The sequence below is a fragment of the Nonomuraea sp. NPDC050540 genome, assembly GCF_044457485.1.
Lineage (GTDB): Bacteria > Actinomycetota > Actinomycetes > Streptosporangiales > Streptosporangiaceae > Nonomuraea.
The window spans coordinates 1-24,582 of the sequence record NZ_JBITHA010000040.1; the positions used below are offsets into that span (position 1 = coordinate 1).

At 69.5% G+C, this 24,582-nt stretch carries 20 protein-coding genes; 5 read left to right on the forward strand and 15 right to left on the reverse strand.

Annotation, left to right across the window (positions count from 1 at the left end):
• Window positions 1-38: 38 nt before the first annotated feature.
• Window positions 39-1,043: a DUF932 domain-containing protein gene (locus ACIBI5_RS53725; protein WP_397259501.1), complete on the reverse strand. Its 1,005-nt coding sequence runs from the start codon at window positions 1,041-1,043 to the stop codon at window positions 39-41.
• 297 nt (window positions 1,044-1,340) lie between these two features.
• Window positions 1,341-2,594 carry a hypothetical protein gene (locus ACIBI5_RS53730; RefSeq protein ID WP_397259503.1) on the reverse strand — a complete coding sequence of 418 codons (1,254 nt, stop codon included), beginning with the start codon at window positions 2,592-2,594 and terminating at the stop codon, window positions 1,341-1,343.
• A 450-nt stretch (window positions 2,595-3,044) separates the two neighbouring features.
• Here ACIBI5_RS53730 and ACIBI5_RS53735 point away from each other — a divergent pair, with 450 nt between their 5' ends.
• The gene (locus tag ACIBI5_RS53735; RefSeq protein WP_397259504.1) at window positions 3,045-4,454 is read left to right on the forward strand and encodes a hypothetical protein; all 1,410 of its coding nucleotides are present in this window, start codon (window positions 3,045-3,047) and stop codon (window positions 4,452-4,454) included.
• 77 nt (window positions 4,455-4,531) lie between these two features.
• Here the strand turns inward: ACIBI5_RS53735 and ACIBI5_RS53740 are convergent, their stop codons facing one another.
• Window positions 4,532-4,813, reverse strand: coding sequence for a hypothetical protein (locus tag ACIBI5_RS53740; RefSeq protein WP_397259506.1), 282 nt, complete (start codon window positions 4,811-4,813; stop codon window positions 4,532-4,534).
• Between the two features lie 1,494 nt (window positions 4,814-6,307).
• Entirely contained in the window at window positions 6,308-7,033 is a 726-nt protein-coding gene (locus ACIBI5_RS53745) for an ATP-binding protein (protein ID WP_397258376.1), read from the reverse strand.
• A gap of 287 nt (window positions 7,034-7,320) precedes the next feature.
• Here ACIBI5_RS53745 and ACIBI5_RS53750 point away from each other — a divergent pair, with 287 nt between their 5' ends.
• Window positions 7,321-7,710 carry a hypothetical protein gene (locus tag ACIBI5_RS53750; RefSeq protein WP_397259508.1) on the forward strand — a complete coding sequence of 130 codons (390 nt, stop codon included), beginning with the start codon at window positions 7,321-7,323 and terminating at the stop codon, window positions 7,708-7,710.
• Window positions 7,711-7,766: 56 nt separating this feature from the next.
• Here ACIBI5_RS53750 and ACIBI5_RS53755 read toward each other — a convergent pair whose 3' ends face one another.
• From ACIBI5_RS53755 to fxlA, 7 genes are all read right to left on the reverse strand, one after another.
• Window positions 7,767-8,525: a BTAD domain-containing putative transcriptional regulator gene (locus ACIBI5_RS53755; RefSeq protein ID WP_397259510.1), complete on the reverse strand. Its 759-nt coding sequence runs from the start codon at window positions 8,523-8,525 to the stop codon at window positions 7,767-7,769.
• Between the two features lie 1,567 nt (window positions 8,526-10,092).
• Complete coding sequence (locus ACIBI5_RS53760; protein WP_397259511.1) at window positions 10,093-11,130, reverse strand: hypothetical protein; 1,038 nt, start codon at window positions 11,128-11,130, stop codon at window positions 10,093-10,095.
• A gap of 86 nt (window positions 11,131-11,216) precedes the next feature.
• On the reverse strand, window positions 11,217-12,449 hold the full coding sequence (gene fxlM, locus ACIBI5_RS53765; RefSeq protein ID WP_397259513.1) for a methyltransferase, FxLD system: 1,233 nt from the start codon (window positions 12,447-12,449) through the stop codon (window positions 11,217-11,219).
• Window positions 12,450-12,453: 4 nt separating this feature from the next.
• Window positions 12,454-13,320 (reverse strand): thiopeptide-type bacteriocin biosynthesis protein, encoded by an 867-nt coding sequence (locus ACIBI5_RS53770; protein ID WP_397259515.1) that lies wholly within the window; start codon window positions 13,318-13,320, stop codon window positions 12,454-12,456.
• Window positions 13,302-14,537, reverse strand: a complete 1,236-nt coding sequence (locus ACIBI5_RS53775) for a lanthionine synthetase LanC family protein (RefSeq protein WP_397259517.1) — start codon at window positions 14,535-14,537, stop codon at window positions 13,302-13,304. The genes ACIBI5_RS53770 and ACIBI5_RS53775 overlap by 19 nt, the downstream gene beginning before the upstream one ends.
• Window positions 14,534-17,668: a lantibiotic dehydratase gene (locus tag ACIBI5_RS53780; RefSeq protein ID WP_397259519.1), complete on the reverse strand. Its 3,135-nt coding sequence runs from the start codon at window positions 17,666-17,668 to the stop codon at window positions 14,534-14,536. Before ACIBI5_RS53780 ends, ACIBI5_RS53775 begins: the two co-directional genes overlap by 4 nt.
• Before the next feature lie 46 nt (window positions 17,669-17,714).
• Window positions 17,715-17,849, reverse strand: a complete 135-nt coding sequence (gene fxlA, locus ACIBI5_RS53785; RefSeq protein WP_397258394.1) for an FxLD family lanthipeptide — start codon at window positions 17,847-17,849, stop codon at window positions 17,715-17,717.
• 391 nt (window positions 17,850-18,240) lie between these two features.
• On the opposite strand from fxlA, the gene ACIBI5_RS53790 reads away from it, so the two are divergent.
• On the forward strand, window positions 18,241-19,005 hold the full coding sequence (locus ACIBI5_RS53790; RefSeq protein ID WP_397258396.1) for a GntR family transcriptional regulator: 765 nt from the start codon (window positions 18,241-18,243) through the stop codon (window positions 19,003-19,005).
• 130 nt (window positions 19,006-19,135) lie between these two features.
• On the opposite strand, the gene ACIBI5_RS53795 is transcribed toward ACIBI5_RS53790, so the two are convergent.
• The 4 genes from ACIBI5_RS53795 to ACIBI5_RS53810 form a co-directional block, all read right to left on the reverse strand.
• Window positions 19,136-19,351 carry a hypothetical protein gene (locus ACIBI5_RS53795; RefSeq protein WP_397259521.1) on the reverse strand — a complete coding sequence of 72 codons (216 nt, stop codon included), beginning with the start codon at window positions 19,349-19,351 and terminating at the stop codon, window positions 19,136-19,138.
• Between the two features lie 756 nt (window positions 19,352-20,107).
• Complete coding sequence (locus ACIBI5_RS53800) at window positions 20,108-20,467, reverse strand: hypothetical protein (protein WP_397259523.1); 360 nt, start codon at window positions 20,465-20,467, stop codon at window positions 20,108-20,110.
• A complete protein-coding gene (locus tag ACIBI5_RS53805) occupies window positions 20,434-20,718 on the reverse strand; it encodes a hypothetical protein (protein ID WP_157254912.1) in 285 nt (94 codons plus the stop codon). The genes ACIBI5_RS53800 and ACIBI5_RS53805 overlap by 34 nt, the downstream gene beginning before the upstream one ends.
• Window positions 20,719-20,722: 4 nt before the next feature.
• Window positions 20,723-21,547: an SAM-dependent methyltransferase gene (locus tag ACIBI5_RS53810; RefSeq protein WP_397259525.1), complete on the reverse strand. Its 825-nt coding sequence runs from the start codon at window positions 21,545-21,547 to the stop codon at window positions 20,723-20,725.
• A gap of 193 nt (window positions 21,548-21,740) precedes the next feature.
• Here ACIBI5_RS53810 and ACIBI5_RS53815 point away from each other — a divergent pair, with 193 nt between their 5' ends.
• Both ACIBI5_RS53815 and ACIBI5_RS53820 read left to right on the forward strand, forming a co-directional pair.
• A complete protein-coding gene (locus tag ACIBI5_RS53815; RefSeq protein ID WP_397259527.1) occupies window positions 21,741-23,066 on the forward strand; it encodes a hypothetical protein in 1,326 nt (441 codons plus the stop codon).
• Complete coding sequence (locus ACIBI5_RS53820; protein ID WP_397259529.1) at window positions 23,063-23,962, forward strand: phosphotransferase family protein; 900 nt, start codon at window positions 23,063-23,065, stop codon at window positions 23,960-23,962. Before ACIBI5_RS53815 ends, ACIBI5_RS53820 begins: the two co-directional genes overlap by 4 nt.
• Window positions 23,963-24,582 lie beyond the last annotated feature (620 nt).

Below are 24,582 nucleotides of genomic sequence, written 5' to 3' on the forward strand. Positions count from 1 at the left end.
GGCCCGCGTGCCGGGGCCGTACCGGACGCCGGACGTTGTTAGGCGGTGGCCAGCATCCGGAAGGCGCGGGCCTTGAGCTTGGCGTTGTCGTGGTCGTCGAGCAGGGCGCGTTCGGCGCGGACGGTGGCGATGTCGCGGCTGCCGAACACCGGGCTCTTGTGGTCCAGCCGCTCAGTCACCGCGTTGTAGGCCGCCCAGCGGGTGTTACGAATCGGCTCCTGGGTGGGGGCCTCGTTGAACAGGTACTCCAGCTCCCGCATGGTCAGGTCGTGGTTGCGCTTGGTCAGGTCCTTCGCGTCCGCCGGTAGCGGGTGGAGGCGGGTGGCGAACTGCCGGAATTCCTTGCGGTCCATCGGGACGGCGAGGAGTTTCTCGGCTTCGGCGGCGAACGCCTGGCCGTGCTTCCAGGTGAGTTTCAGCGCCTCACGGGCTTCGGCGATGCGCCCGGCGACGTTGCCGGTATGGCGGACGGTGAACCTGGAGGCGTGGTTGGCCAGTGCCGCGCGTTCGGTGTTCGCGCACACGACCCGGACCGGGGTGGCGACCGTGGTGAACGAACCCCATCCGTCGTGCCGGGAGAAGGCGGCCAGGTAGAGGTCGATCTGGTCGAACCCACCCACCATGAGCGGCTCGGGCAGGCGCATGGTGATGAACACGCGCCGTCCGTTGTTCAGTGAGCCGCCGGTGTCGAAGATCGCCCCCGACTCATCCACCAGGGTCTGGAGGAATCCGGTGACGTCTTCGTTCTGCAGGACCTGGTAGTCGCGTCCGACCCGGCCGAGCCGTTCGGGTCGGCCGGTGACCGGGTTGGTACGGACGACCAGGAAGTCCTCGTCAGTGGTGACGGTGTGGCCGGTGACGGGATCGGTCACCTGGCCGACCGGCAGCTTGCGCACGTTCCATCCGGCGAGCTGAGCGTTGGCCAGCAGGTCCTCGGCGGTCATCGGGCCGGGCGCGGTGTAGCCGAGCCCGTGCCAGCCGGGCTTACCGGCGGCGGCGAATCCGGCCGAACCGTTGGCGAAGACTTCGATTTCGTGAGCCATGACAGATTCCCTTTCAGATGGGTGCCGACGTGCGGCGTTGTGGTGTGCGGGCATACGGAACAGACGCGATGCCGCGAAGGGTGTTGGTGGTGGATCGGGCTCAGGCCCGGTGCGGGCCGGTGGGCCGGTGAACAGCGGGGGCTACGGGTGCCCGTCCGGCGTGTGGCCGGGTGCCCTAGACGGTGGGGCCGTGCGGGGCCGGGTTGTTGCGGTGGGGTGCGGGGCTGTAGGGGTGTCCCGCCCGCCACCGGGCCGGGGTGGGCGGGCCGGTCAGGGCGGCCCGCCCGCGCTCCCGGTTCAGTCGTCGTAGGTGTCAGCCGCTGCGCCGTCCCCGGCGATAGCGTCGGCGTCGGCGGGGTTGGCCGGGGCCACGGCGGGGGCGGTGGCCGGGGCGGGGTTGGCCGGGGCGTGGTTGACGGTGGGCGCGAGGGCGAAGCGGCGGGGCCGTTCCGTGGTCAGCACCGCGTCCCCGAGCTGGACCAACCGGTCCAGGGCGTTGGCCACCGCGCCGGACGAACGGCCGCCCAGCGCCTTGGCCATGTCGTGCGGGCTGAATTCCTTGCCGGGGAACTCGGTCAGGTGCGCGTAGATCTCTTCCCGCAACGCACCCGGCCGCGTGCTGCCACCCGTGCCCGCGCCGCCACCGGTCCCCGGACGGGCCCCTGACGCCGGGTGGGCGGGGGTGGCGGTGCCGGTCAGCGCCGCCCGCGCCGTGCGGTGCGCGGCGGCGACCTTCGTCATCGCCATTTCCAGGCACCCCAACGCCATCACCGCGTTCCCCTCGTCCTTCGCCGTGAGCACCCCGTAGAACAGGTCCGCCAGCTCCGACAGGTCGGCACGGGCCCGCTCCCACGCCGGGTCATCCACCACCGGCTCAGACACCGGCTCGGCCGGGTCGGGGACCGCGTCGAGCTCATTGTCCGTCCCGTCCGGCACCTGACCGGCTGTCTCGTCGGTCGCCTCGGCCTCGGCGTCGGTCGGCTCGTCCGCCGGGGCGGGATCGGCCGCAGCGGCGGCGGACGGGGGAACCTCCCCTTCCGGTGCGGGAGGCGTGTCAGCGTCCGTGGCGTCCGTGGCGTCCGTGTCGGGCGTGTCGGGCGTGGGGGTCGCGTCGGGTGCGGCGTCCGGCGTTTCGGGGGCCGGTGCGGGCGTGTCGGCGGTGTCGGTCGGCGCGGCGGCGTCCGCCGTGGCGGGATTGGGGTTTGGGGTGGGGGTGGGGATGATCGGGAACCACCGGTCAGCCGCCCGTCCTCGTCCACCGTCGTTGACGCCCGGCTCACGGCGGGCGTGCCCGTCGGCTTCGAGCTGGCCGAGGATCTTCCCCGCGACCGTGCGGTTCAGGTCGGCCGCCGCCCCGATCATCGTGGCCGACCCGCCGGGCTCGGCGTTCAGCGCCGCCCACACCGCCCCCACACGCCCATCCGCGTCCGCCGCTGGGTCGGCGGCCGGGGCGGCGGCGTCGGGGCCGTCAGGGGCCATCAGGGGCACGGCGTCGGCCGTCCCGGTAACGGCGATTTCCGCATCGGCCGGAACGGTTTCGGTAGCGGTCATTTCCGGAGTGTGAATAGCCATTGTGTGACGCCCTTTCCGATCGAATTCCCGGCCCCGTCCGGGCCGGTGTTTTTCGTTTGTGCCACGACCATCCCTCGCCCATAACCCGACTGGCAAGCCGAACCGGCCACAAATAATGTCACCCCAACGGCTGGAGAGGCTAACCTAATAAAACAATCTCCGACCTGCGGAAACATCTCGCGAGAAGATGGCGGTTTCGACTTGACATCCCGGGCCGGCCCGGCTCTTCACCCCATGAGAAGACGACGGCGGACGATGCATAATTGTCCGAATGTATTCTTGAAGAATCTTCGAGATGAATGCGCATTCGGGTTGACATCAATGCCGGGGTCGAGCGTCCATGGAATTAGGCGGGAAACACCGCCGGAACACCGCACCGGAATAAATACGCCGCGCCATTCCGGGGCCACGACGAAAGGGCACACCCGCATGACGCCGAACACCAACGCCGCCGCCGACACCGGCACCGAAAGCGCCGACAGCATCACCGTGGAACCCGCCCACCTACGCGGGCTGGTCGACACCGGCCCCGGCCACGCCCTGATGTGGGACGGACAGGATGTGCTCATCGGGCCCGCCGCGATGGCCGACGACGGCACCCTGCTGGAGATCACCACGCAGGAAGAGATCGCCGCCACCCTGGCCAACGACGCCCGGCCCGGCGTGCCGCGCCCCCTGGGCATCGCCGACAGCGTCACCGAAGCCGCCCGCCTCCTGCTGGAAGGTCGGCGGCACATCAGGTCGCTCATGGGTGTCAGCGGCCCCTACAGCGCCGCGCTACGCCCGTACGGCATCCACCGCGACCAGCTCAGCCACCTCGACCCCGCCACCGGCGACATCATCACCCGTTATCGGACGCCCGACGGGGCCACCGCCACCCTCGCCACCCCGTACATGCGCGACACCCGGGCCCCGATCACCATCACCATTGCCGGGGCCGACACTGGGGCCGCCCCGGCACCCGCCTACACCGCGACCGTGCCGCGCCGCACCCCGCCCGCCGCCGTCGCCACCCTGACCGCCACCGCCGCCGGACTCACCCCCCAGCGCGCCGACCTCTACCGCCACCTCAACGACACCGGCTTCCCCGACACCATCGAGCAGCTCACGATCGCACCCGCCTACGCCCGCGCCCTCGCCGCCCACGGGCCAGGCTGGGCGATTATGTGGAACGACGAGCATGGCCACCCCGTCATCGCCCGACCCGAACGCGGCGACGACGGCACCCTGCTGGAAATCTGCCTCTACGAGGAGATGTTCACCCTCAGTCTGTGCGCCACCTGCGACGACGCCCGCACCTGTGACGTATGCATCGGGCAGCCCGACTTCGAGGCCATTGCCGCCGACATGAGTGACATCCTCGGCGACTACCACCTCGGCATCGACGTCATCGCCACCTACCTGCCCGGCACCCTGCCCTACACCCGCGCCCTGCGCGCCCACGGCTACCAACGCCACACACAGGGCCGCTACTACGACCCCGACCACACCCGCGCCGTGCGCCGTGACGCCTACGGTCTGGACTACCGTTCGCCTGAAGGCCACCTCGTCGAGGTGATCATCCCGATCAACCCCACCCCCAGCCCCGCCGACACCGGCGCGCCGCCCATGACCATCCGATGGACCTACCTCGGCCACACCGCCCCCGGCGACACCTACCCCACCACCGACCTCCCCAACGACACCCCGCCCACCGAAGTGGCCGACTTGATCGCCGCACACCTCGCCATCCACCCGCCCACCCCCGACACCACGGACGGCATGGACGGCATGGACGGCACGGACGGCACGGACGGCACGGACGGCACGGACGCGCCTGACAGCGCCGCCACGGCATAGCCCCCGCCTCCGGCATGTCTACGGCCCCGGCACCGCCCCACGCGGCGGACCGGGGCCGTAGACATGTGCCCGGCCGGTCAGGCGGCGTCGTCGGCGAACCCCCACCCGGTGGCGTCATCCAACGCCGCCAACCCCAAACACCCCACCCGGCACGGCTCACCCGCCCCGGCATCGCACGCCTCACACGCCCGCGACGGGTCAGCCGGACGGAAGATGCCGACCGGGCCGCCGGGTAGATCCGCCGCCCGCGTGACGTAGCGGGCCGGGTTCAGCACCACATCCGTGCGCCGTACATCCGCCGCCGCAACCGCCATAAACTCGCCGTCGAATTCGTTCGCGTTACACGCCATTTCTTCCACCTTTCTACTTTTCTCACTGACGTTTCTATTTTATCTCGATAACGCCGACAAAAAAGGGGTGCGGGACTTTATCTCGCGGCCAAAAGGTAAAGTTTTCCGGCGGAATTAACAGCCGCCGGACCATCACGGCCGGGTGCCCGGCCACCGGCACGCCGCCCGGCCGGGGCCGTACGTTCGGAACTCGTTTGACCTGCTCGTTCGGAGGTTCGGCTCGTCGTTCACGGCGAGGCCACCGCGAGGGCCGGCCCGCGGCTGGCCGCGAGCCGGCAACTGCTGATGGGGAGAGAAGGAAGGGGAAGACGTAAGGGGGCGGAAGGAGAGAAGAGAAAGATGATGTAGGCATCCACGAGGACGCGCGCACACATATTCAAAAGGAGTCGTCTTTAGACGAGTCGGCCGGTCCACCGCTATGCCCGAAACTGGCGTGACCTGCGAAAACGATCCCCGCAGGGGGTAGCGGTCTTAACCGCGCACCGGAACGCTACCCCCATTTCCAGTATGGAAATCTGCCCCCATTTTCTCGCCCTCTACGGGCAGGAACCGACCGGATCGGGAAGGAAGTGCGGTGGGTTCGCCTCGTCCCCCACACGAGGCGAACCCACCCCTACACCCGCCCACCCTGCACCCCTCCGCACCGGGCGGGCGGACCGGTATCAACGCCCACCTGCACCCCAGGTGTCAAGCCCCGTCCCGGCCCCCGCGCCGGGACGCGACCCCGGCCCAGGCTCTCAGGCCGCGATCGGTCGAGTGGCTGCTGCGGGCCTTGGCCGGACACGTCGGCCGTGACGACGCCGACCACGCTCCGCAGGCCCGGCTCGGCTCGCCGAAGCAGCGGCTTCCCCTGTTCGCGGGCCTGGTCGCGGGCGGTCGTGGCCCCGGCCCCAGGGCCACCACCCGGCCACCACGCCACCCGCACCCCGCCCGCGCCCGTAACGGCCCACGTGCCCGTCACCGACCGTTCCGCCGCCATCACCCCCAGCACCGGCGTTGCGGCCGTCAGCGGGCCGCACAGCCCCGCACCGCCACCATCACCCCCACCCACCCCACCCGCGTGGACGCCCGCGCCGGATGTGGGCACCGTGGTCGAGGATGGCGTGTTCGCCCGAGTCCAGCTCACGCCAGGCGCCCTGTGCAGCAACTCGGCCAACGTCGGCAGCACCAGACGGCGCCCTGGCACATCGTGCCCGACCGGACCAGGCGAAGCCGAGACGGGCACCGGGGCCGACTCAGCCGGGGGCGACTCGGGCGGCTCGGGCATCTTGGACGGCTCGGGCGGTCTGGGCGGTTTCGGTGGCTTGGGTGGGCGGGGTGGCAGCGCGTGCTGTAGCTCGCGTGGCCCGCTCGCGCTGATCACCCGCTGCTTGCCGCGCAACGCCAGCCATTGGTGTTTCACCACCAGAAACGCCCAGTCGGGCCAGCCATGGCGCAGCTCGGCGAGCGCCTGCTGCGCCCACGGCTCCTGCCCGAACGCGGACACCTGGTCCGCCGCCCGCCTCAGCTCGCCTCCCGCAGAACCGCGGAAGGGTCCAGGCGGACACCCTCCTCCCGGCGGTCGGAGCCCGGTCTTTCGGCCGCAAGTAGCTCCCGGATGCCGCCCGGCTCCGGCACGTCCACACCGCGCCCGGCCATGACGCCAGGCGTCGTGGCGTCCGAAGCCGAGCCGGTCGCTGCCTCTGCCAGGGCCAGTTCGGCCCACACCGCATGCCCGGTCACCTCGTCACCCGCCGCCCCAGTCCGGGCCGCGAGCTTAACCACCCCGGCCAGCCCCCGCCCCTCCTCAGCGTCCGGCAGCGTGCCGGGTGTCCGCGAGAAGTCCGGGGTTGGGCCGCCGCCCAAGTCATAGACCACGATCCGCACCGACGCCGACCCGAGCAGCACCTCCACCACGAAGAAGCCCCGCTCCCGGCCCGAGTCGGAGTGGCGTAGCGCGTTGCTGACCAGCTCGGCCGTCACCCACACCGCGTCCTCCACCCGAACGGTGTCCGCCAGCAGCTGCCCGACCATCCGGCGGGCCAGGGCTGACTGGTCGCCGCGTCCGGGGAAAGCCCGCCGCCACGCCATCCCGCCCCACAAGCGCGCGGAGCGGAGGGTGGACATCATCAGTCCCGGCGCCAGGTCCGGGAACTCCTCGCCGACCGGCTCCCGCCGGAGGGGGAAGGTCGGCGGGGCGAGGAGGTTGCTCGGCTCGGCCAGGCTCGTGTGCTGCGTACGGGTGTTCATGACAGGTGTCCCTTCCGGTCCGCGTCCCGGCCCGATGCCGGGAGCGGCCAGCACGATCACCCACCTTCACGCCCGAATCACACCCCCAATCCCAACCCCTACGCTGACATCGCCCCGGCCTGCGGCAACACCGCCACGATGCCCGCCATCCCCACCGCGATCGGCACGTCGACCACCCCACACCCAGACTGGAGCCCCTCCCACAAGACCGCCTACCGTCCCCCAACCCCGACCGAACAGGGGCCCCGCCGCGCGCACCCGCGCGCCAACGGAAGGGACGTCAGGCCATGTCCGGCACCGGATACCAGACACTCCTCGACTGCCGCCGCCGCAGCCGCTACCTCCGCCGGCACGGCTTCACCACCGACCAGATCGCCCTCATCCTCGCCCTCGACCACCCCGCCACCCCACTACGCCTGCACCGCTACGCAGCAGGCCTCACCGCCGCCCAGACCATCGAGGCCTTTCACCGGCTCGCCGGCACCACCGGAGCCGGACTGCGCGAGTCCCGCCTCTACGACTACGAGAACTGGCCCCAGGCAGGCCGGCGACCCTCCATCTCCACACTCCGACTGCTGGCCCGCATCTACGACACCCAGCCGGTCAAGTTGCTCACCGCCGAGACGCTGGCCGCATACCCCGCACGAGACCAGCGCGCCCTGCGCGAGAACGGGTGAGGTCCCGGCCGTCGCCACCTGGACTCACCTCACCCGATCCCCGGGCTGTGCCCTGGTCAGCCAAGGAGCCGCTCATACACCTGCCGGGCCTGCGCACTCGGTGCGGTGTCGATCTCCGCCAGCCGTTCCTTCAACAGCTCGAACGAGCGCCGTACCGCGAGGTGACGGCCCAGCTCTCCTTGAATCGTCATGAGCTGGCCCCACAACATCTCGCTGTACGGATCGATGCGCTCCACCGCCAACTGCAAGACATCCACCGCCCGATCCGGGTCATCTGCCCGCACCAGCTCCGCCAACCGAACAGCGGCATTGACCGCTTGCCGTTGAGCAGCCTGCCGTACCGGGAGAACCCACAGATCATCACGCCCTGCCAACAGCGGCCCCCGGTACAGCGCCAGTGCCTCCTGCAAGGTCTCCGCCCGAGCCGGGTCGTCGGTCGTGGTCGAGGCGCGCTGGCAAGCATCGCCGAACCGCCAGACGTCCACATCGAACCAGGACGCGGGCAACAGGCGCCGATCCCCGGACTTCACCACGAACCGCACCCCCGCCGCACAACCGGTCACGTGCCGCATCGCCTGGTTGACCTCTCGCACCGCCGACTCCAACCGGCGCCCACCACGCTCACCATCACCCGCCCGCAACGCCTCCACGATCCCGTCGGCCAACACCCCGTCCGGGGAGACCGACAACAGCGCGAACAGATCCCGCGCCTCCGCCCGCCCAAACACCACCTCTTTCCCCGACCACGCCACCCGCGGCACCCCGAGCACCTCAACTTTGATCTTGCCCGGTGCCGCCACGAAGGCCGAACCCACGTACCCGATCGAGGCCGCCGCCGCTGTTCGCGCGTCTGGCGCGGAACAGGGTGTTCCGGGACCGTCGTCGCCGTGCGCAGGGGCAGGCGCGTCCGTCGTCAGGCCGTCCGGGTCGCCGGCCGGACTTACTTCGGCGGGCTCGGCGACAGGAGTCGGTGCAGCCGTCGCCATCGCAACCGGCAGAGACGTCCGGTCCCTACGAGGAGCTCGAATAGGACCACCGACGCTAGGAGCGCCCACGTCGTGCGAACCCGCGAACGCCGGGACGAGCCGGGACCGTACCCGGGCGATCAGCGCAGCCGCCAGCGCCATCACCAGCATCCCGAACACCAGCGCAGTCCCCAACGGCCCTGTCACATCCGACCGAGGCCCGGCACCGTGACGCTCCGTCCCAACCTCCCGCGAACCCGGGGGCGAAGAGGTCGAAGCCGTGGGCGACGCCGAAGGAGCAGAGGACGGGGACGGCGTTGACGGATCAGGCGTCGGAGCCTCCGTCACCACTGGGACCACGTCCGTCTGCGGCTGTGGATCATCCGTTCCACGGGATTCTTGATCTGTCGTCATATCCGGTGCCCGGTCCGTCTTCGTGCTATTGCTGGGCTCGTCCGCTTCGCTGTTCTTCGTCGTGCGCGTTTCTGACTCGGTCTCGGGCCGCCTGACCTCAGACACAGGATCGCCTGATTCTGAGGTTTTCCGGGGCTGCGGAACGGGCGACGTCTCCACGGGCTTGCGGCGTGATTGCTCCAGCCGCTCACCCAGATTCGGCACCCGCCCGTCGTCTAGATCACCGTTTACCGAGGCGCACCATTGGTCGATGTCGTACATCTCGTGCGCCTGCCGCGACACCGGTGGGCAGTAAGGCTCCGCCTCGGCCGCGGCGCTATTCCAAGAACAGGCGGTGAGAAGGAACGCGACGGCGACTGCTGGACACGCGAGCGGAACCAATCGCCCGACTCTGCTCACTGTGCCAGCTTGTGAATATTCCTCCCAAATCATCAAGAAACCTCCGGAGGGGTTGACAAATACACCTCCGAACTACCGTCATGCCGTTCTAGCTAGACCCCGAAAAGGGAACACAAATGACAAAGCCGAGCTCAGCGGCATTCTCCCGGCGATATACGCACGCTCGCCAACTCGGCCTATTCCGTTATCTGCGTTCGCCCGAGAGGCACATGCTCCACTCCGTGAGATGCCAGACATGCTGGACATGCCCCCGGCTTTCCCGAAGGGTTATGACCGCTGAATGGAGCATCAGCGTCAAACATGAGGAATCAGCCAACGGCGCAACAAGGCTGCACCGTCACAGGGAAAGCGACTCCGAGCCTGTGGCGCACCAGCCGACCCCAGATTAACCGTGCTGTCCCACGCTGCGGTCAGGTCTGGGGAGCCGCTGTCCAGAGGGCCAATCGCGATTTCCAGGATCTGCTCTCAGTCACGATCCTGGCCACACCACCGGGCCCTTCCAGGTCGAGGGCTACAAGCGGAGCGGTCGTCCGCGGCTGAGCTGTCACGGCTTCTCCGATGAGGTAGGGCTGGGGTGTGCGGCGTGGCGATCAGGTGGCGGCCTTCATGATGTGACGGCGGTTCCTAAGATCCGTCTTGCCGCCAGCTCGGCCGAGGAAGCTGCCGTGATCAGGTCATGCTCCCCGTAGCCCAGCAGTCCCGCGCCGTCGAGTCCGGACGATCGCACCAGGCGCATCAGGTCTGCCCGGGTCTCCCGCGTGAGCAGCCCTCGAGCGGACAGGTGGGTGAGCACTTCTCTGGCCATGTACCCGTCTTTGGACTGGAGGGCATCTCGGATGAGGTGGGCCGTCGTAGGCCCGGCCGTGGGATGGTCCGCCGCGTCGAGGAGGTCGATCACAGTGAGCCCGAGTTGGGCTCGGAACATGTGCAGGCCATGCTTGGCGGGTAGCCGAAGGTAGGCGTCTTCCATACGGCTGGTAGTCAACGGCGGCTGGCCGGCCGCAGTGAGGCACAGCGTAGTCAGGCAGGCAGAGACGGCGTGTTCCCAGTGGGTGTCTGTGGCGGCTTCAGCAAGGAGGTTCAAGGCGGTCCGGGCCGCGTTGCGGCCCTTCAGGCAGTTGGCGACGATGGCGATCTGACGGCCTTCGAACAGGCGCACTCCTACAGCGTTGTGCTCGGTGATGTAGGAGAGGGCTTTGCCCCATTGGCCTGCCCGAATGAGTGCGCGGGGCGCCTCGGCGATCAGGGCTCGGAACAGCCAGGTTTGGGTTTCTTGGCGGTCGGCGGAGGTGGCGGTCAGTCCGCGTAGGCACACGGTGCGGCCATCGAGGCTCACCGGTGCGCCGCTGTCGAAGGTTCGCCACAGGTCGGTGAGTAAAGTGAACGCGCCTGCGCCGTCCCCGGCCCGGATGCGCATCCGGGCCAGGTTGATCAGCGGTTCCAAGCAGTAGCGTGCGACGCGGCCGGTGAGGGGACGGGCGGCTTGGTAGGTGTCGTAGTGCTGCCAGCACATGGCGCGGGCTTGTCCGGGCAGGCCGCAGTCGCTGGCGATCAATGCCGCAAGGTTTTGGGCCTGCGCCGCCAGGACCAGCCCCTTGCGCGGGTCGCTGGTCCCGGCGGCGGCTTCGGCGATCTTGCGCACGTTGGCCACTCGCTCATGAATCGGCCCGCAGGCGGGCCGCGGGCGGGAGATGAGCGGGAACCTGTGGGCAATCTGGAGTAAGGCGGTCACGGCCGGTCCCAGATGACGGTGATGGGGCGATGCGGGCGGTCGAGGACGAACACGCCGTTGTCCGGGTCGGGGGCCGGGGTGACGTCCGGCATGGCGATGGTGACCGGGTGGTCGCGGAAGTCGGCGTTCCAGCGCACGGTTTCCTGTGCCACCTCCTCGGCCAGGCGCTGACCGGCGGGGCCGTGCCCGATAAGGCCGACCTCCCACCGTTTGCGTCCATCGGCGCCGAGCGTGGCCGGACGCAGGGTGAAGTAAGCGAGGGAGGTGCTGGAGGTGGTGGCCATTGCGCCCCAGCCGAACATGGGCGCGACCAGGCCGCTCTCCTTAGCGTGCGGCTCGGTGTTCATCCGCATCAGCGGGGTCGGCAGGCGCATGCACAGCCACAGGTCCATCCACTCGAACGATTCCATGGCCGGGAACAGCACCCCCGTCCACACCTCATGGCGCGGGGTGTCCAAGACTCCGGCCAGCGCTTCCCCGTTGACCTGCTGGTCCTTGTGGACTTGCAGCTCGACCCCGGGGGAGAGGTGGATCATGCGGCGGGCGTCGTCGCCGATGCCGCGCAGGGGCATGAACACAGCCAGTTGGCTGTCAGTGCCGACCCAGCCGGAGCTCCCGCGCTTGAACACGATGCTGCGTGAGGCGGTGCCGCGCAGGCGGAGGGGAACCACCAGCCGAGCGCCTGGGGCGAGTTGCGTCAGCCAGGGGTCGGGGACCTCCCAGGCGCTGACGGTGGCGATGGCATGGTGGTAGGGGGCGGCTTCGGGGTGGCCGAGGGCGCCGTCGCCGAGGATGACCTCGACGTTGTCGATGCCGGCGGCGGCCAGGTGCTGGCGAGCGCCGGTGACGAGGTCATCGTCGACGTCGATGGTGTGGACGCGACCGGCGGGGCCGACGAGGTGGCCGATGAGGGCGGCGTTGTAGCCGGTCCCGGCTCCGGCTTCGAGGATCTTCTCGCCCGGCTGGGGGGCGAGTTGTTCCAGCATCATGGCGACGGTGCTCGGCTGGGAGGCGGCGCTGATGCGTGCCCCGTCCGGCGCGTATTTGGTGTAGACGGCGTCGTCGGCGTACGCCTGGGTGAGCGGGACGTCGGGGACGAAGCAGTGCCGGGGGACAGCGCGGAACGCTTCCGCGATGGCGGGTGTGCGGACGCTGTTCTTGCTGACCAGGGAGTCGGCCAGGTCTTCGCGAAGCTGCTCGGCAGAGGGGCTGTCGCTGATGGTAGTCATATGATCACCTTACGAATTGATGCTGCTGGTGGTGGGTAGAAAGTGCCGGGCCTTCGCCCCGGCCGAAGACCGCGCCGATCGCCAGGTCCGCGAGCATGGCCTGATCGCCGGTCGGCAGTAGAGCCCGGTTGAAATGGAAGATCATCTGGTGGGCGAGGACCGCGCGTAAGCCGCGGCTGAGCCGCCCTTGACGGGCCAGGGCGGCCAGGTCCTTGCCCGCACGCTCGAAAGCGGAGATCCAGGACTCATATCCGGTTACGGTGCCGTCGAGGCGGCACAGGCGGCGGGGATCTCCGCTCATGAGGGCCAGCATCAGCCGTTCCAGCTCGATGATCGGCTGCTGCGGGCTTTGGCTGAGGCGTGCTGGGCGCTGGCCAGCTACGCGCCCCCACACGTCGCCTTGCTCGAAGATGTCCAGGCCCGCCCCGCGCATCAGGGCCGAGCACAGCACGACGCTGAGCTCGCGGTGCCCCAGGAGCGTGCCGGTCGGCGGACGTCTCTGGGCGAGCAGGTGACGGCTGTCGTGGTGGAACAGGCGGTGGGCGATGCTCGTGCCGTCCGGCCCGCCGAACGCCCGCGTTTCCGGTTCATAGACCTCGCTCGTCGAGCCGATGATGCGGCTTTCGGCGATGAGCCGGGCGAGCATCTGGGTGATGGCCGGACTGGGGCTCTGGCCGAGTGGCCGGTAGCGAAGCCGCCAGGGGTTCTTGCTGAGATACCACCAGCAGTGCAGTTCGCCGGTACGCTGGGTGGATGCCAGGGCCGGGCCGATCTCCTGGGTGGCGACGCTGATGGCGGTGGCCCGGTCGGGGAACCAGATGTTGTGCTGAGACCATTGGCCTTCGGGCGGGGTCAGGCGATCAGCAGGCATGTGTCCCACTCCGTTCGTGGCGGGCGGCCGGTCGCCGCCGCGTGGGCGGCCAGCGCGATCCCGGCGGCCCCTTCCAGGAGCGCCGGTGCCTGGCGGGGGTTGTCGAGCCCGGCCGCCGCGGTGGCCTCAAGCAGGGCGGGCAGAGCCGCCTGGAGCCGCTCGGCGCTGGCCGGCTCAGCGTCCTCGGCCGCGCGCAGGGCGAGAAGGGCCAGGCCGGTGAATCCATGGCACAGGGTCGGCCCATCGGTTGCGGCCAGCCGTCCCGGCGTGGTGAGCGCATCGGCCAGCGCGCTCTCGGCCATGGACCGTCGTGCGGGGTCGCCGGTGGCCAGGGCGGCGAGCTGTTGCGCGCGTGCGAGCCCGGCGGTGCCGTAGCACCAGGCCAGCCGCTGGGGTTCGGTGTCGTCTCGAGATCCGGCGCGGTGATCGGCGACGGTGATCCAGTACGGCCAGGCCAGACCGCCGCCGGTGTCGCACTGCCAGCGGTCCAGGACGGCGGTGATCCGGCCGATCGCGTCGAGCTGGCCGTCGACGGTGACGCCTTGGCGGGCGGCCAGGGCGAGCAAGGCGAGCGGCCCGCCGATCCCGTGGGCCATCCCCAAATTGGCGTGCCCGCCCGGGAATCCGTGCGGATCCAGCTTCTCCCGGGGGCCTTCCAACGCCCACCATCCGGGTCTCTGCTCGCCGTCGATGATGAAGGGTTGGCTGACCCGGACCAGCGCCGCCAGCACCTGGCGGATCGCCTCTCCCTGCGGGTCTCGGCGCAGCAGGTGGGAGCCAAGCCCGGCCAGGCCGCGGAGCGTGTCGAACTCGCGCACGGCGGCGACCTCGCCCCGGTCGGCGCGTGAGCAGGCGAGGGCGGCGCAGCGCAGAGCTTCTGCGGCCACGGCCCGGTCCAAGAGCGCCAGGGCGTCGGCGTAGACTCCGGGTCTGACGGTGTCGGCGCAGGCCAGGACGTGGGCCATGGCAGGAGCCCCGTAGAACAGGTGACAGTCCCTTCCGGTGGTGAGGGGCCCACTGGCCGCGAACGTCAGCCAATCGTGGGCGCGCTGCCACGGCCGCAGCTCGGCCGCCGCGAGTTCCAGATGCAGCAGGGCGATGCCCGGGGCGCCGAAGGCCAGCGATTGCCTCCACACGTCGTTGGGGGTGTGGAGTTGATCGGCGATCCAGCCGACCAGCTTCGCCGTCGCCTTGTGGGTGGTGAGGCTGGTGGTCATGGCCGGCCTCCGCCTGCTCGGATGCGGCCGAACCAGGCGTGCGCGGCTGCTCGCGCCAGGTAGACCCCTTGGGCCTCCTGGTCGAAGTCGATGGCGCGGGCGCGGACGAAATGCACGTGCATGAGCGAGGACAGGACGTCATCGACGTTCACGCCCTCGGTGCACGGGCCGGGAAAGTGCCGGCGGTACTCGCGCAGCGCCTGTTCGCGCTTGTGCCATACCTCGGCCAGATCGCTGCCGCCCGGCAGCTCCCGAAGGGCGGCCCACCCGTGGCGAGGGTCGGCCACGCGTACCGAGTCGGTGAACAGCGGGCGCGGCACAGGGCGCTTCGGCGCGGCGGCGGGTATGTGGTCGAGCAGCCACTGCATCCCCGTCGCGATATCGTCGGCGAAGGCGCAGGCGAAGGCGACGGTATTGGCGGCCACCAACGCCAGCGGGTGCACCGACCCGGCGCGGCGGAGCTGCGTGAGGACCACCTGCGAGTCGGTGCGGAAGACGCCTTCGGCTGCCGCCATGGCGGCGTCATGTCCCCACCGTCCGGTCTCCGGGTAGGAGGTCGGGAAGACGACCTCGCGGACCAGCCCGGCCGTGCGCAGCTCGGCGGCCCAGGCGCTGACGGTGGCCGCCACCGGGCCAAAGGCTTCACCCGTGGGCAGCGCGATGCGCAGGCGCAGCTGCTGGCCGGGGTCTCGGTAGCGGACAAACCACCACAGCGGCTCGCCCAACTCCGCAAGCAGAGCGGGCAGGTGTTGGGCCAGGACGGTGTCCTGGTGGCGGTGCTCGCCGTACAGGCTGGCCAGCAGCGTCGGGCACAGACCCGGAGGCTGTGCTGGTGATCGGCGGCTCCGGCGGATCGGCGTGGGCTGGGGCAGGCGCGGCCAGTCGGGCATCGAGGCGGCGCGCATACCGACGATCAGCTCGTGAGGTCGTGCGCCACACCATCCCAGGTCGTCCGGTGTGGGGGCTTCGGCTAGGAGGGCGTGCGGGTGACGGAGCAGGTGGGCGTGCAGCAGAGTCCGGTCCATGCGGTTGCCGAGGTCGAGCGGCAGTTCCTGGTCGTCGCTGGTGAGGTTGACCAGGTCGGGTACGCGCCGCCGCTTCCGCCAGGTGGCCAACGCCTGGTGCCATGTCGGGTTCAGCGCGCCCGCGGGCAGTTCGGCCGTGGTGATCCGCCACTGTGCGGCGGCCAGGACGGTCCGCCCGTACCGGAGCCTGGGCAGGTACGGCAGGCGCGTGGCCGCGCCCCACTGGAACATGGTCACCTGCGCGTACTGGGCACGGCTCACTTCGATCAGCAAACGTGCAAGTGGCGGGGTGTGGTGACGGAGGGCAAGGGCGTGCAGCGCATGGGCCTCGACCCGTGTCCCCAGCGCTGGGGCGGCTAGGTAGAGGCGGCGGCCGTCGCAGCCGACTGCCAGGTCCGTGACCGTCAGCGTCCGCTCGTCCGGCGGCCGGTGTTCCGACAGGCTGATCAGGTGCGGTAGCGCGCGCACCGTCCGGGTCACGTGCGCGGTGGCCGCCTGCATCGGCGGGAACGATAGCTGCGCCGCGATGGTGCCCTGGTCGCCGCACGGCAGCTCCGCCAGGTCGGCCACCAGGTTCTCGCGTGCCTCGTCGGGCAGCATGCTCAAGAAGCGGCCAGTCAGCACCCCCGCCCCGCGCGACACCTTCACCACATGAAGCCGGAAATCTCCGGCCTGGAGTGTGAGCTGGTCGCGGGAGTGCACGCGGATGCCGACCTCCAGGTGCGGCGGCCGGCGCAGAGCCTCGTCGCCTTCCAGGGCGGTGATCAGCGTCTCGTCGAGGGCGATTTCTTCCAGGCCGTCCAGCGCCGCTTGCTGGGCCAGGCCCAGCAGGAGGTGATCGCGCTCCGACAGCACGGGCAAGGGCTCGGGAGTGAGGGTGCCGGGATAGCCGTCCGGCCAGCCGATCCCGGCGCCGGAGACCATCTCCAGGACCGGTACGAGCGAGCCGATCCCGTACCGCTCGTAGAAACGCTGATGGTAGTCGCGCCAAGCGGCGACCCCAACGGGGTAGGCGGAGAGCCGTGTCAGCGCCTCAGCGGCGCGTCCGACCTCTGCGGCGACCTCGGCCGGCAGGACGGCGTCGACGTCCAAGCGGCTGTCGATCGCCAACGGGTGCCTGCGCAGCCCGCAGGAGAGGGAACGCATCCGCTTGGAGGCTTCGCAACGCCGCGCCCTTGCCTCGCTTTCACTCTCACGTCTCGGGCCTGAAGGCTGCTGGTTGTGCGGAGCGAGCAAGTCATGGATGCGGCCGAGTTCCTCGATGAGACCGGCAACCTCGGGCACGGTGCCAGCACCCGCCCGGTGGAGCTCGGTGAGCAGGTGCACGAGCGCGTCGGGAGTGGTGCCTGGTGCGTGCAGGCAGGTGATCAGCGCTCCATGGGCGACTAGCCCGTTCAGCATCGCCGCGATGTGGCTCGCGTCGGCGCCCGGGAATCGGGTGTGGAGCTTGGCGGCCAGATTCTCCATCCGGACCGGGCAACGGGCCGCCTCCATCGCCGCCTGCATGCCTACCGGGTAGTCCAGGCACGCCTCGGCGGCTGGTCCTGACGGAGCTCCCGCGCTTCGGTTGGGGACGATCAAACGGCCACCGCGGACCGTCACACTGGAATTCGCCACTACCTCCAGGCGGGCCACCACGCCCGGCAGGGCCTCCAGTTTTGCGGTCACCTGGGAGAGCCACTCGGCGTTCGCGCGCACCACCGGCTCGTGATGCTCTCCCCAGCGCAAGCTCAGCCGCTGGCCGAACGTCGCTGTGGTGACCCCGGCCAGCAGCCCCAGCGGCGTCGGTCGGCGCATCCGTCTGAGATAGCGGGCCGTCGACAGCACCGCACGCCGCACCTTCGGCGCTGGTGGTGCTGGGTCGGCGAGAAGCGCCCACACCTGGTCGGCCAGGGCAGGGGTGGCGTGCTCCAACGCCTCCTCCACCTCGGCCGCCGTCCAGACAGCGCGCAGCCACTGAACCCACCCGGCCAACGCCTTGGCGGTGACCTCGCCCTCCACATCGGGCTCTGGCCAGGCGGGTGCCGCCGCCTGGAGGCAGGCGGCGCGCAGCATGGCAGTGCGCGCCGCCCTGTACCCGGTGGGGGAAGAGTCTTTCCGACTCACCTGGTGCCTCCGTCTGCTCAGGGGATGGGGGTATGAGGGTTGATGCCTATGCCGCGCCGGTGACGCACGCACCACAGGTGCTGGTGCAACCGTCATCCGTCGGACTGACGTTGCCCTCGGGGTCGGCGACGTCCAGAAGCTCGACGTTCAGCCGGAACGGATCGTTGATCAGGGTGGTCACAAGGTCCTCCACTCAGTGGGGATGGCCGGCGCGGTGAGGCGCCGGAGTCGTCTTGCCGCCCAAGGTCCTGTGGTTCGGGGTGGGCCTACGGCGGGGGCTTGTTGAGCTCCCTTCTGGCTGCGGCTGAGAGCAGGAGCCGGCGTCCGCCGGGCGGTACCGGCTCGCCGATGCGACGCCTCGGTGGCGCTGTGCTCGACGATCGTGCGCTCGTGTCCGCTGGCCCGGTGTTGGGCTTGCTGGTGCGGGTTTCGCTTCGGCGGCCCCGGCAGCATGAGCAATGATCCGAACAGCCGTATGGCCACCAAACCAGTCTATGTACTACATACTTCATAGTTGTCCGACCGGAGGAGGTCAATGAGTAAGTAGTACGTACTATCGGTAGGGTGAGGGTGTGACGAGCACAGCCAGCTACCGCCAGGTGGCCGACACCATCCGCCAATCCATCCACGACGGCCTCTACCCGCGCGGCTCGCTGTTGCCCAATGAAGACGTTCTGGCCACCGACCTCGGCGTTCACCGGGCCACGATCAACAAAGCGTTGAAGATCCTCAAGGCGGAGGGGCTGCTCTACGTGCACATGGGGGTCGGGACCTACGTCCATAAGCTGCCACCTCTGCTGCGCGACGCCGCGGTACGGCACAGCCGTGCGCACCGCGAACGCGGCGGCGTACGGGGGGCGTTTGCCAGCGAACTCGAACAGCTCGGCTACACCATGGACAACCAGACCACCATCGGACCCGGCCGCCCACCCGCCGCCGTCGCCCAGGTGCTCGGCGTCGACCCCGACAGCGACAGCGTCATCATCCGGGCCCGGCGCATGTACGCCGAGGACTGGCCGATCCAGATCGTCACCACATACCTCCCATGCTCGATCGCGGACGGCACTCCGATGGCCGAACGTGACCCAGGCGTGGGCGGGATCAGCAGCCGCCTGGCCGAACTCGGCCACGCGCAGGCCGACATCCAAGAGGACATCGACGTCCGGCCGCCCACGTCCGAGGAGGCGCGGTTCCTCCGGATGACACCCGACCAGCGGGTGTACGAGGTCTTCCACATCGGGTCTACTGAGGACGATCGCGCGGTGAAGGTCAACATCTACGTCCTGCCGACCCACCAATGGCGGCTGCGCTACCGCTACGCGGTCGACCCTCGATGAGTTGTCGTGGTCGCTCCAGCCCCATACGAACATCGAACCTCCTTTGCCATGGGCATCCACCTTGTGCCGGAGCGCCGCCACGCCCACGAGGCGCCTCGGCATAGGTTCTGGCCATCACAGGCATGTGCCGCTACACATGAAGCAGCACCCACGCCAGGAGCAGGATGGCCACCACCAGGATGAAGAACCTGCGCTTGTGCGACTTCAGTAAGGCTTCCAGGACCGGCAGCGCGTCCGCCGTCCGCTTCAGGTCGGCCATGGCGCGCTTGCGGTCACCGAAGGCCACACCCAGCAGGAACCCGAGCGGCAGGGCGATGGCCAGGACGAGGGCTAAGCGAGGATCCATAGCCGGATACCGGCACGTCCCGCCAGTGAGGCGGCTGGGGCGTCCCGGCCCCGATGGGAACTCCTCCATGTCTGCTCCATCACTCTCGCTCCTCTCATAGGTGGATGGCTCGGCTTCCGAGGCTGGGCTGCGGCTCGTGACCCACGAGCCTGGTCCGCACCCGAATGCACGCGGTGCCCCGACTGGCCTCCTCTGGTCGACACGACTCCCACTGCCCGGCTGACCTGCGGAGGTAGCGGACGTCCAAGCGCGCTGGCTCTGCCACTTCCCGCCCCTGCGCTGCCAGATCGCGGACGAACTGTTCTCCGAGCGAGGTGAGCGCTACCCGCGCAGACTCCTCGGGCCCTCGGTCCGCAACGACGTCGAAGACCAGCTCAAGCACCTGACTGTCTGTTCGCCAAGACGCGTCGGGCGCGGGCAGAACCTTCCACTCGGTTGCTGGCGACTGTGACGTTGGAGAGCTTGGTGGGGGTGGCGGGTAGCCCCGGCGGGCGAGGGCCGTGGAAGGCTGGCGCCCCTGACCTTCAGCCGCAGACGGTCGCGCCAGCGGCTGGACGCCAAGGGGCAGGCAGTCGGGCGCGATGCGTGGTGGGAGGCCCTGGGAGGCCAGGAGCATGATCGCGTTCATGGGGCCTGCCTGTGAATCGGAGGGTGCGACTGGGGGAGGTGGCGACGGCTGCCCGGGAGTCGACCCCGGGGGCGGGTCGACTCGTACCGCAACGGGGTGGGCTGCGGAGACCGGGCAGCCGTGCGTCTTCATCGCCGTCCCACCTCGTGAGGCTGGGCGGCGATGAGTTCGGTGAAGCGGGCGGTGATTAATCGGGCCGAGGCGCCCGCGTTGGCGATCGGGGCGGTGTGGTACATCCATCGCCCGTTCTGCTCTATCTCTCCGCTCCACCAATGCCACAGCGAGCTGTGTCCATAGACGACCAGCATCCCCTCGACGAGCAGGACCGCCACGTCCCCCATGATGTGCACCCTGGAGATGAGTCTGTGCGCGGTGTAGAGCTCGGTATGGAGCTGATGGGCGACCCTGTCGACGGGGGACAGCTCATCGGGAAATGAGACGTACAGGCCGGACATCAGGCCGCCTCCCTGGACATGATCTTCTGCCACAGCTCCTCGGCATCCTTCTCGCTGCCCATCGGGCCGTCGAAGATGGCGACCTCACCGGCGTCGCCCCTCATGAAACGGCGGACCCAGTGGAGGCCGGCGCGGGCACACAGCTCGTACAGGACGCCATCGATTCGCCTGTTCTTGACGACGCGGGGGGAGCGATCGAACCGTGCAGGGTTCACCTCGGTCCACTCGACGTGCACTACGGGCTCGTCGTCCAGGTCGTCATCGTCCATCCATGGTGTGGCCATGCCCTCACCTGCCCTCTGCCGGAGCGGGGCCGAACCTGGCCACGGCGGCCAGGAAGTGCGCCGGTCCTACTTCGTCCTTGACCTCATGCCGCGGTCGCCACTGGGAGGCTTCGACCAGGCCGGGCTCCAGCAGCTCGAACCCGTCCAAGAAGCCAGCAATCGTCTCGATACTGCGCGGGTAGATGGCCGCGATCTTGGCGTAGGCCGCGACCCCTTCTCCCAGCAAGTCGCGGGGCAGTAAATCGCCGCGCGCATGCGTGAAGATCACAAACCCTCCGGCCGAGCAGCGGTCGACATAGCGGCGCAGGATCGCGCCCGGGTCGTCCTGATCAGTCCAGAAATGGGCGATCGCCGCCGCGATGACCGCCACCGGCAGGTCGAAGTCCACCAGCCTGGACGCCTCAGCTAGAACGACGTCGGAGTCGCGGACGTCGGCCTCCACCATGATCGCGCTGTCCTCGGCCTCCAGCAGTGCGCGGCCGTGCACGGCGACCTGGCGGTCGTTATCGACGTAGACCACGCGCGGGTCATCCTGGACCTGGCGAGCGATCTCCAAGGTGGTCGACCCCGTAGTTGAGGGCAGCCCGCACCCGAGGTTGAGGAACTGGCGAACGCCATGCTCGCTGGCGGCGTGGATGGCGCGAGGGACGAAGGCCGCGTTGGCCAGCGCGGCCTTGTGAAGCTGAGGGAGGATGCCGAGAAGCTCGTCCACCACGGCGTCCTCGTCGAGGTAGTGCTCCTTCCCCTTCAGGAAGCCGTCGTAGGTGCGCGCGATGCTGGGTTGCTTCGCGAGAGGAGTCATCCCTGCGGAGGCTTGATTCTCGGTCATCCGGGGTTCCTTCGCTGAAGGAGTTGGTGTCCAGGTGTGGGCGAGCACCCTCCACCTTCAGCCCGCCCGCATACGGCGGGAACGCCAGATAGGCGGGGCAGTCAAGGGGCAGATGAGGGGCAGATAGGCGGGCGTCGCCTGGCCGGTCTGTGCGACGATGCGGCTGCATGCCACTCTGCGGGAGGAGCAGCTCATGCCCGGCGCGAACCAGGCGCTCCGAACGGCACGGGTGCGACTTGACTCCACGGCCGCACCCGGCCAGCCCACCAGCCGCCAGGAACTGGCTGACCTCGTCAACGCCTGGATCTACCAGCGCTACCGGCGGATTAGCTGCCTGACCGCGAACTACATCGGCAAGCTCGAACGCGGCGTCGTCGGTTGGCCGCAGACAGACTATCGGGAGGCGCTGCGGGTGATCCTGCATGCCGACACCGACGCCGACCTTGGTTTCCGGCGCCCGGTTCGAAGCACGAGCGCAGCCGCTGTACGGGAGGAGGGGGATGTGAACCGCAAGGCGTTCTTCCGGACCGCGCTCGGCGCCGCCGTCTCCCTTCCGATGACCGAGCTTGCTCAGCTCAGCCAGCAGGTCGAGGTGCCGACGACGGTGCGGCCGGCGGACATTCACGAGCTGCGCGTCCTGGCTGGCGTCTTCTCCGCTTGGGATCACACCTACGGCGGCAGCCTGATCCGCGAAGCCCTCTACGCCCAGTTGCGGTACTCGATCTCCCTGCTCAAGCACGCCTCCTGTCCACGACCCCTGCACGGCGAGCTGTATACGGCGGTCGGCTGGCTGGCTCACACGGGTGCCGCGATGGCGTTCGACGCCTTCGCCCACGACGACGCCCGGGACATGTTCTCCTTCGCGTTGTTCTGCGCGGAGGAAGCCCAAGACTGGCACCTGCGGGCCAAGATCCTTTCGCTGATGGCGCGGCAAGCTATCTGGTGTGAGGACGCCGACCACGGCCTGACCCTCGTCGAGCTCGCCCTGGTACGAGCCGACCGGCTCACCCCTGCCGAACGGGCCATGCTGTACACGGCGCGTGCCCGCGCTACCGCCAAGCTCGGCATGCTGGAAGAGACGCTGGAATCCATCGGTCGCGCCGATGACGAGTTCACCCGCATCCGCCCAGCCGATGAGGCGCCGTGGATGCGCTACTACGACGCCGCCCAGCACGCAGGCGACACCGGGCACGCCCTGTACGACCTGGCCCTCCTGGTGGACCGCCGCTACACGGCCGAGGCCAGTCACCGGCTGTCCTCTGCTGTCGCCGGACATAGCGCCCAGTACGTTCGCTCCCGCGCGACCAGCGGCATCAAGCTCGCCTCCTTGATCATGGCGACTGGAGACCCACAGGAGGCAGCCGAGATCGGCCTACGCGCGACGACCGACGCGGGCCGGGTCCGCTCCTGCCGAACCCGAGACACCATGAGCGAGCTGAGCCGCCTGGCCGTTCCGCATGAACGGTTGACGCCAGTCGCCGCGCTTCGGCACCAGATCCGGACGGTGACCTGCACGTGACCCTCGCTCCGTACGCCGAGGCGCAGGCCCGCGCAGTCCTGGCGGCCGCGTGTCGTACAGCAGGCATCGACGCCGAAGGCGCCGAGCTGATGCGGTTCGGGGAGAACGCCCTCTACCGGCTGCCCGGCGGCATCATCGCCCGCATCGCCCGCGCCGGGCAGGGCGCGGCAGCCGCCCGCGAGATCCAGGTCGCCCGCTGGCTCGAAGCCCACCACGTGCCCGCCGTCCAGGCCCTGCCCAAGATCGAGCAGCCCATCGAGATGGACGGGCGCGCGGTGAGCTGGTGGCTGGAGTTGCCGCCACACCGGCACGGCACCGCCCTGCAAGTCGCCGCCGCGCTGCGCCGACTCCATGACCTGCCCATCCCCACAAGCTTCGACATCGGCCGCCTCGACCCGTTCGTCCGCCTGGCCGAGCGCATCGACCAGGCGGCCACGCTCTCGGAGCAGGATCGGGCGTGGATGCGCGAGCGGCTCAGCGAGCTGCGCATCCGCTGGAGGACTCTCCCATCCGGGCTTCCGAACGCCGTCGTGCACGGCGACGCGTGGATCGGCAACGTGGTCGGCACCAGCGACGGCCGCGTGATCCTGCTCGACCTGGAACGCTGCTCGATCGGCCCACCCGAATGGGACCTGACCTCCACCGCGGTCAAAGCCCACACCCTCGCTGGCATCACCATCGAGGACTACCGGGAGTTCTGCGCCTCCTACGGGCACGACGTCACCGCGTGGGCCGGGTTCGAGACCCTCCGCGACATCCGCGAGTTCCGCATGACCTGCATGGCCGCCCAAGTCGCCGGAGAGAACCCCGACCGGCACCCGGAAATCATGCATCGGCTCGCCTGCCTGCGCGGCCAGCGTGGTCCCCGCCCGTGGGTGTGGGTAGCCGTCCCGTAGACCTGTCATCCACCGGCAATCGGTCTTGCGGCGAGCAACGCACCACCCGTGTGGCGCGGATGGTGAGGAGCCGCGCCCCGATCGCCTGGACCTCCCTGGCGCGCGCGGCTACCAGAGCCGGGCGAGGTCCTAGATGATTCAGCGTCGGCACCACCAAGCCATAGGTGGCGGGGAGGGCGAGCACATCGAGCAGTCCGACGAATGCGGCGGACTGCTCAGCACCATCCCGATCGGTGAACATGCCCGCGAGCTGAAGTTCGTGCAGTTCACAGAACGCGGCGATCGCGGAAGCCAGAGCAGCGCATCGTGCCGGGGAGATCCCCACCGCCTGGAGGTAGCCGTAGACGGATGGGCTGGGCACGAGACGCTGCTCAGTGAGGGGCTCAACCACGAGCGGTTTCCTCTGCCCCGAAGGGTGCGGCTTTCTCACGCTCTTCAGCGTCGCTGCGCGGCCGGGTACCGGGAATGAAGCGGTGTGGCAATTCCGTGGCAGTTGCGCACCACCGCGTCGGTCGCGTGTGTTTGTCTCAGTGGCAGAGGGAGGGCGAAGCGTGGCGACCGTTCATCAGTGGACCGGCTTGGAGGCGTACGCGCTCGGCCGGGCCCTGCGCATGAGCGTT

What these genes read in the sequence shown, in the direction of transcription:
- ACIBI5_RS53770 (WP_397259515.1), bottom strand. Translation starts at nt 13,320, where the DNA reads ATGCCTGCTGATCGCCTGACCCCGCCCGAAGGCCAATGGTCTCAGCAC.
- ACIBI5_RS53750 (WP_397259508.1), top strand. Translation starts at nt 7,321, where the DNA reads ATGTCCGGCACCGGATACCAGACACTCCTCGACTGCCGCCGCCGCAGC.
- ACIBI5_RS53745 (WP_397258376.1), bottom strand. Translation starts at nt 7,033, where the DNA reads ATGAACACCCGTACGCAGCACACGAGCCTGGCCGAGCCGAGCAACCTC.
- ACIBI5_RS53730 (WP_397259503.1), bottom strand. Translation starts at nt 2,594, where the DNA reads ATGACCGCTACCGAAACCGTTCCGGCCGATGCGGAAATCGCCGTTACC.
- ACIBI5_RS53815 (WP_397259527.1), top strand. Translation starts at nt 21,741, where the DNA reads ATGCCCGGCGCGAACCAGGCGCTCCGAACGGCACGGGTGCGACTTGAC.
- ACIBI5_RS53810 (WP_397259525.1), bottom strand. Translation starts at nt 21,547, where the DNA reads ATGACCGAGAATCAAGCCTCCGCAGGGATGACTCCTCTCGCGAAGCAA.
- ACIBI5_RS53735 (WP_397259504.1), top strand. Translation starts at nt 3,045, where the DNA reads ATGACGCCGAACACCAACGCCGCCGCCGACACCGGCACCGAAAGCGCC.
- ACIBI5_RS53775 (WP_397259517.1), bottom strand. Translation starts at nt 14,537, where the DNA reads ATGACCACCAGCCTCACCACCCACAAGGCGACGGCGAAGCTGGTCGGC.
- fxlM (WP_397259513.1), bottom strand. Translation starts at nt 12,449, where the DNA reads ATGACTACCATCAGCGACAGCCCCTCTGCCGAGCAGCTTCGCGAAGAC.
- ACIBI5_RS53795 (WP_397259521.1), bottom strand. Translation starts at nt 19,351, where the DNA reads ATGGATCCTCGCTTAGCCCTCGTCCTGGCCATCGCCCTGCCGCTCGGG.
- ACIBI5_RS53725 (WP_397259501.1), bottom strand. Translation starts at nt 1,043, where the DNA reads ATGGCTCACGAAATCGAAGTCTTCGCCAACGGTTCGGCCGGATTCGCC.
- ACIBI5_RS53805 (WP_157254912.1), bottom strand. Translation starts at nt 20,718, where the DNA reads ATGGCCACACCATGGATGGACGATGACGACCTGGACGACGAGCCCGTA.